At 39.4% G+C, this 5871-nt stretch carries 6 protein-coding genes; 2 read left to right on the forward strand and 4 right to left on the reverse strand.

Annotated features, from left to right (window positions below; genetic code table 11):
• Nucleotides 1-9 precede the first annotated feature (9 nt).
• Complete coding sequence (locus CXF72_RS11780; protein WP_101039212.1) at nt 10-282, reverse strand: hypothetical protein; 273 nt, start codon at nt 280-282, stop codon at nt 10-12.
• A gap of 532 nt (nt 283-814) precedes the next feature.
• Between CXF72_RS11780 and CXF72_RS11785 the strand changes: the two genes are divergently transcribed.
• Entirely contained in the window at nt 815-1186 is a 372-nt protein-coding gene (locus CXF72_RS11785) for a DUF3316 domain-containing protein (RefSeq protein ID WP_101039213.1), read from the forward strand.
• Between the two features lie 527 nt (nt 1187-1713).
• Here the strand turns inward: CXF72_RS11785 and CXF72_RS11790 are convergent.
• The gene (locus tag CXF72_RS11790; RefSeq protein ID WP_101039214.1) at nt 1714-2832 is read right to left on the reverse strand and encodes a fatty acid desaturase; all 1119 of its coding nucleotides are present in this window, start codon (nt 2830-2832) and stop codon (nt 1714-1716) included.
• 219 nt (nt 2833-3051) lie between these two features.
• Here CXF72_RS11790 and fabR point away from each other — a divergent pair, with 219 nt between their 5' ends.
• Nucleotides 3052-3651, forward strand: coding sequence for an HTH-type transcriptional repressor FabR (gene fabR / locus CXF72_RS11795; protein WP_198552580.1), 600 nt, complete (start codon nt 3052-3054; stop codon nt 3649-3651).
• Between the two features lie 481 nt (nt 3652-4132).
• Here the strand turns inward: fabR and CXF72_RS11805 are convergent, their stop codons facing one another.
• Together CXF72_RS11805 and CXF72_RS11810 are read right to left on the reverse strand one after the other, a co-directional pair.
• Nucleotides 4133-5176 carry an MJ1255/VC2487 family glycosyltransferase gene (locus CXF72_RS11805; protein ID WP_101039215.1) on the reverse strand — a complete coding sequence of 348 codons (1044 nt, stop codon included), beginning with the start codon at nt 5174-5176 and terminating at the stop codon, nt 4133-4135.
• Entirely contained in the window at nt 5173-5691 is a 519-nt protein-coding gene (locus tag CXF72_RS11810) for a phosphatase PAP2 family protein (protein ID WP_232784969.1), read from the reverse strand. The genes CXF72_RS11805 and CXF72_RS11810 overlap by 4 nt, the downstream gene beginning before the upstream one ends.
• Nucleotides 5692-5871 lie beyond the last annotated feature (180 nt).

Consider the following 5871-nt stretch of genomic DNA (forward strand, 5'->3'; position numbering starts at 1 on the left):
GTACTGTCTTTATTTATCACCCATTCCAATTTCAATCTGCAGTAATTTAGCTAATAAATCAGCTTCATCTTTGCTGATATCAATATTTGGCATGTTGCCGGATACTAACCAAAAACAATCCCCATCGTTCTGCACTGTTACCTGATGCGGCTTGCACATTACTTCAACTCTACCGGTCTTAATATTTACCGCCTCGGTACCTAACTTATCACCTAAACTATTGGTTACCATCACCATTAAACCTGGTGCGATAAATTGAGCCTGATCCCATAAATGCGCCATTGCGCTGCCCCCTTATTATCGATTACTTTTACATTATGGTATTAATTCTAGGATATATATTAGGGTCTGTTGACCTTTCGTGTGCATTTTGCAGCAATTTGTGGGTGCTTTATACAAGGCAGAGCCTGCAACCTGTCGTTATTCTACATAAATAGGCGATAACGTAGTCGATAACCTAGTCGATCGTATCCACAAATGCGGCCCTTTGGGTTCATCTAAAAGCGTCCTGCGCTGCGTTATACGTCATTTACATAGAATAACTATCTGAACGAGGCATGCCTTGCTCAGAACACTTTTAGATTGAACGAAATTCGTACTCCAAAGGTCAACAGACCCTAGCCCAATACGCTTTATTTAGTAACGAACCCCACACTGCTGAGTTTCTTTTTAGCGCTACTATCTCCCTGTACCGCTGCAGACAGTTAATACTATATTTACAGTCAGTACTATACTAAAAGTGTACTAATAAAGTGTGAATAAAGTACTACTTGCGCGCTAATTGCGCACTGACTAGCTAAAGAGGACAAAAAAAATGAATACAATGACAAAAGCCCTGGTGATGGCATTATCACTCTTTTTATTTGGCGCTAATGCTTATGCAGCAAATGCTCTTCCTGGTTATAGTCATGCAATTGTAAGTAAGACTCTCCATGTAACGGAAGTTGACACAAAAGACGAGGCCTATTCGCTTGGGTTTCAAAAATTACAAAATTTGATGAAAATGCAATCCGGTGCATCATTAAGTGATGCACTCGTACTACTTTTTGCTGATAGAGCAGAGAGGCAGAGTGTGACCTATGACGAGGCTAATGTTACCGTTCAAGAGTTCATGGATGAGCAAGGCGAAATTGTTTATAAAGGGATGGTTAATGTAACTTATCACTATTCTGTTAAGTCAGATTAGATTTTCGTTAACCTCATATCCAAAAAAATTGAAGAATAAGGGAACTAATTGCTCGTTCCGAGATTAGAATAATCGACCCAAAAAGATGAGATAAAGGAGGAACGAGCATGGACAAACTAATTGAAATTTAACGAAATATTGACGATTTTGCCAATTGTTTATTGGCCATTACACCGTCACTTTTAGAAAATGAATACTTAAACTCGATTCCACGGTTTGAACCAATGAAGATATCTTATTGATATGAAAAATAGGAAAGTTTCGTGCCATCTTTAAAATTAGTACGTTTGGTAATTAGCTCGTAGGGTGCGCTCTGCGCACCGATTTTTGCTGCTTGCGGCGCATAGAATGCACCCTACGGATAAAAACATTCCACGTTGGGATACATTCATTAATAGCAAAATAAATAATTAAATGCTCACACTGCAAAAACAATAAGCCATTAAACTGTTGATTTAAATGAACATTCTAACTTTTTAATTAAGAGCACAATTTAATTTCTTTTGGTGTTAATGCGGTTGGTATCCTTAAACAAGTTTAGCCGTTAATGATTTCCAACTGCGTTGCTGCTCTGCTACACCTTTTTTTAATTCCAGACAGGTTTTCATTAACTCTGAATTTTCAACATCATTAACAAGTTCTTTTTTCCTTTCTGACAACAATTGTTTATGTACGGCATAATACTCATTTATATTAACAATAAGCAGGTCATATTCGGATTGTAAACGCTCAAGCATTTTTTCCGAATCAGGATATGCGGCTAATTTTTGTTGACTGCGCTTTAAGGTCATGGCTAATTTAGCTTTTTCCAAGCGATCCTCAGGACTGATGCGTAATTTACTGGTCAGTCCCAGGTATTCACAACTTTTTATCAACCACTTGGTCGGATCAAACTGCCACCAACGGATACCATTACGGTAATCATTTTCAAAAACATGGTGGAAGTTATGGTAACCCTCGCCAAAGGTAAGAAAGGCCAAATAACCATTATCCCTTGCAGTGTTTTTATCACTGTAGGTTTGTTTCCCCCAGATATGCGCTAAGGAATTGATAAAGAAAGTGGTATGGTGACTTAATACTAAACGTAAAAAACCCACTAATAGAATGCTGTTAATTAGTTCACCATGCCATAAACCAAAAAATAGGGGTATGCCAATATTTAGCAGCAGCGTTAACAGCAAATAATGCTTATGCTGCCACATTACAATAGGGTCTTTTTGCAAATCCCGCACGTTATTATAGTCGTCATAAGTAGTTGGATGATATTCACGCAGCATCCAGCCAAGGTGTGAATACCAAAATCCCATTTTAGCGGAATATGGATCTTTCTCATTATTATCAACATGTTTGTGATGAATTCGGTGATCCGATGACCAATGCAATATGCTATTTTGTAAAGCGAATGCACCACCTAAGGCAAAAATAAAGCGTAAACTCCAATGTGCCTGATACGTTTTGTGTGACCATAATCTATGGTAGCCGGCTGTAATTGACATGCCGCAGAAAATAAAACACAACAAGGCAAACATAAGTTCGGGCGCATCAAAACCATGCGTGATAGCACGGTAAGGTACGGCAATTGCGGCTAATAAAAACGTGCTCAAAAAGAACAAAACATTAAGCCAAAGAATACGGGGTTTATTCATTTCGCCTCCAACTCAGCAAAGATAATAAAAGTAAAAACTCAGAGTACAGTTGTACACCTTGATTTTATTCTAACATAATGATCAGGCACGCAGCGTATTTTTTTAAAAAAATTTAACTTCAACCTCAGCACGTTGCTTGGTACAGTCCTACACTGGGAATACCCATATGCTTCGGAATGCTATCGGAATAACGAACGGTTTTTATTAAAAGGTCTGGTCATGAGTAGCATTAGAGCACAACAAAAAGAAAAAACCCGCCGTCTGTTAATTGATGCAGCTTTCGCTCAATTAAGTGCTGAACGCAGTTTTTCAAATTTAAGTTTACGGGAAGTAACTAAAGCGGCAGGACTCTCACCAAACGCATTTTATCGTCATTTTTCGGATATGAATGAGCTTGGTTTAATTTTGATTGACGAAGCAGGCTTAATGCTTAAGAAACTAAGGTCTCAAGCCAGGCTGCGCATTAAAAAAGGCGGTTCAGTCGTGAAAATATCCGTGCTGACTTTTATGGAATTCATTGAACAATACGCTCATATTTTTCGCTTGTTATTGCAGGAAAGATCAGGTGTATTCAGAGCTGCACTGAGCCGTGAAATAGATTCTTTTACAAAGGCACTTTGTGGTTATTTACAGCAAGCTAATAAGTTAAATGCCGAGGTTGCTTACCTGCAAGCCAATGCAACGATCATCATTGTTTTTAGCGCAGCTGCAGAGGCCTTAGATGTTGATCAAAAAAGACGGCATGATTTAACTAAACGTACTATTTTACAGTTGCAGATGATTGACAAAGGATCATTAGAGATGAACTCATCCCGGTAAATTGAGCTGCGAGTCTTCGAGTCTTCGAGTCTTCGAGCTTCGAGCGGCGAGTTGCGAGCCTTCGAGCGGCGAGTTGCGAGCTTTGAGCTGCGAGTCTTCGAGCTACGAGTCTTCGAGTTGCGAGTTGCGAGTTGCGAGCTTTGAGCTGCGAGCCTTTGAGCTGCGAGCCTTTGAGCTGCGAGTCTTCGAGCTACGAGTCTTCGAACTGCGAGCCTTTGAGCTGCGAGCCTTTGAGCTGCGAGTCTTCGAGCTACGAGTCTTCGAACTGCGAGCCTTTGAGCCTTCAAGCCTTCAAGCCTTCAAGCCTTTGAGCCTTTGAGCCTTCAAGCCTTTGAGCCTTTGAGCCTTCGAGCCTTCAAGCCTTCGAGCCTTCGAGCTTCGAGCCTTCGAGCTTCGAGCCTTCGAGCTTCGAGCCTTCAAGCCTTCAAGCCTTCGAGCCTTCGAGCCTTCGAGCCTTCGAGCTTCCTTACAGGTTGATCAATCAACGGGATTGGAATATAGGCGTTTTCCACAGAGTTTTACTCAACTCGTTTGTTTTTTCCCAATTTTTTTCCATGATCAAAGCAACAATTTCTTTTGCCACATTAGGGATTAATTGGGGTTTATGTTGAATATCATCATCTAACATCTCTAACCAATTGCCGATTAAATCTTCATCTAAATGATGCATTACATCTGCTAAGTGTAATTGTTTAAGTGCAAGGGCATTGGAAAGCTGTTCCATTTGTCCATGAATTGGTTTTACCAGTATTGGAATCCCCAAGTGTAAACATTCACTGATCAATTCAAATCCAGAGTTACAAATCACGCCTCGGGTTCGAGTCAAGTTATCTGTAAATCCTTGATAACAGGTCTTTTGCCATAATACGTTTCCATGCTGACTTTCGGTTAACTGCGGAGCGTAAAGAATAAAATTATAATCGCTAAATGTCTTTAATAAATCAGTCACCTCGGATTGATCTTCAAAAGGTAAATACACCATAATAAAATTTTGGGTGATTTTACGGGATAAATTAATGTCGATAACCGGCGGTAATATATTTTCTTGATAGGGATGCCAATGTAAACCGATGCCGAATGGGGCGGGAGCAAAGTTTTTGAGCACCCATTTTGCCAGCCAATTTTCTCCGGCCAGAGGTGTATTGGGACCAAAAGCATATTGATGACCCAGCCCGATAACCGGTTTATTTCTCAATTTAGCGGCCCAGGCCGTGATCGGTTCAAAGTCTGTAATGATTAAATCATAGCCGCTAACATCTAATGAAAAAACATCTTTGATAAATTGCCATAAATTATTTTTTAATGCGGTTTTCAAATAATTAACTTTCCCGCCCTCACTCACAAAGGTTAATCCTTCGTGAATCAGGTGATCGTTAAAGACCTCCATTTCGTAATATTGATTCTTGTCTCGCCCGGAGAATAAATAGGTAACGTTAGCATCACTTTCGGCTATATATTTAGCGATTACCCTGCTCCGCGCCACGTGCCCATTTCCTGTCCCCTGAATGCCATAAAGTATGTTCATAGTGCCACCATTATATAAACTAAAATTGTACCTATAAATGCACCTGCTAAAATATCGGTTGGAAAATGCACTCCCAAAATAACGCGAGATATCGCCACGGCAGTTGCCCATATGTAAAGTGGCAAAGCAATAACACCAAAATGAAAGGTAAAAAGCCCAGCTAAGGTAAATGCTGCCATCGAGTGACCTGACGGAAAACTAAATTGATCCGATGCTTGTATTATGCTTTTAAAATCAGGGATAACTTGCGGTGGTCGGCGTCTGCATAATGTATGTTTTAAAATAAAATACAGGAGCCGCTCCAGCATAAAAGTCAGCATTATTAAGATCAGAAAGTGATTATAAAATTGCGTTGCCATCAGCCAATAGATAGCGGGCAGTAACAGTTGTAAATAACCATCACCGCTTTTTGATGTGATTCGAACCAGACTAATAAAATGGTGAGATGTACTGCTTTTTCTACACCACATTAATAGTTTCAGATCGTATTGATAAATATTATTAAATAGAGTCATGATAAACACTTTAAAGATTCATTATGACTATTCGATGACAATAGGAAAAAAGTCATCCTGCAGCTAATCATCAACGATGTGATAACAGGACTATTTTATTTTAGGCTGGCTAAATGGCGGATTTCTTAAGTTAAATTTAATTTTTTTAATGAAGTTCAATTATTTTTAATAAAATCATGG

The organism is Psychromonas sp. MB-3u-54 (assembly GCF_002836415.1).
In the GTDB taxonomy this organism is placed as follows: Bacteria; Pseudomonadota; Gammaproteobacteria; order Enterobacterales; family Psychromonadaceae; genus Psychromonas.

What these genes read in the sequence shown, in the direction of transcription:
- CXF72_RS11780 (WP_101039212.1), bottom strand. Translation starts at nt 282, where the DNA reads ATGGCGCATTTATGGGATCAGGCTCAATTTATCGCACCAGGTTTAATG.
- fabR (WP_198552580.1), top strand. Translation starts at nt 3,052, where the DNA reads ATGAGTAGCATTAGAGCACAACAAAAAGAAAAAACCCGCCGTCTGTTA.
- CXF72_RS11785 (WP_101039213.1), top strand. Translation starts at nt 815, where the DNA reads ATGAATACAATGACAAAAGCCCTGGTGATGGCATTATCACTCTTTTTA.
- CXF72_RS11790 (WP_101039214.1), bottom strand. Translation starts at nt 2,832, where the DNA reads ATGAATAAACCCCGTATTCTTTGGCTTAATGTTTTGTTCTTTTTGAGC.
- CXF72_RS11810 (WP_232784969.1), bottom strand. Translation starts at nt 5,691, where the DNA reads ATGACTCTATTTAATAATATTTATCAATACGATCTGAAACTATTAATG.
- CXF72_RS11805 (WP_101039215.1), bottom strand. Translation starts at nt 5,176, where the DNA reads ATGAACATACTTTATGGCATTCAGGGGACAGGAAATGGGCACGTGGCG.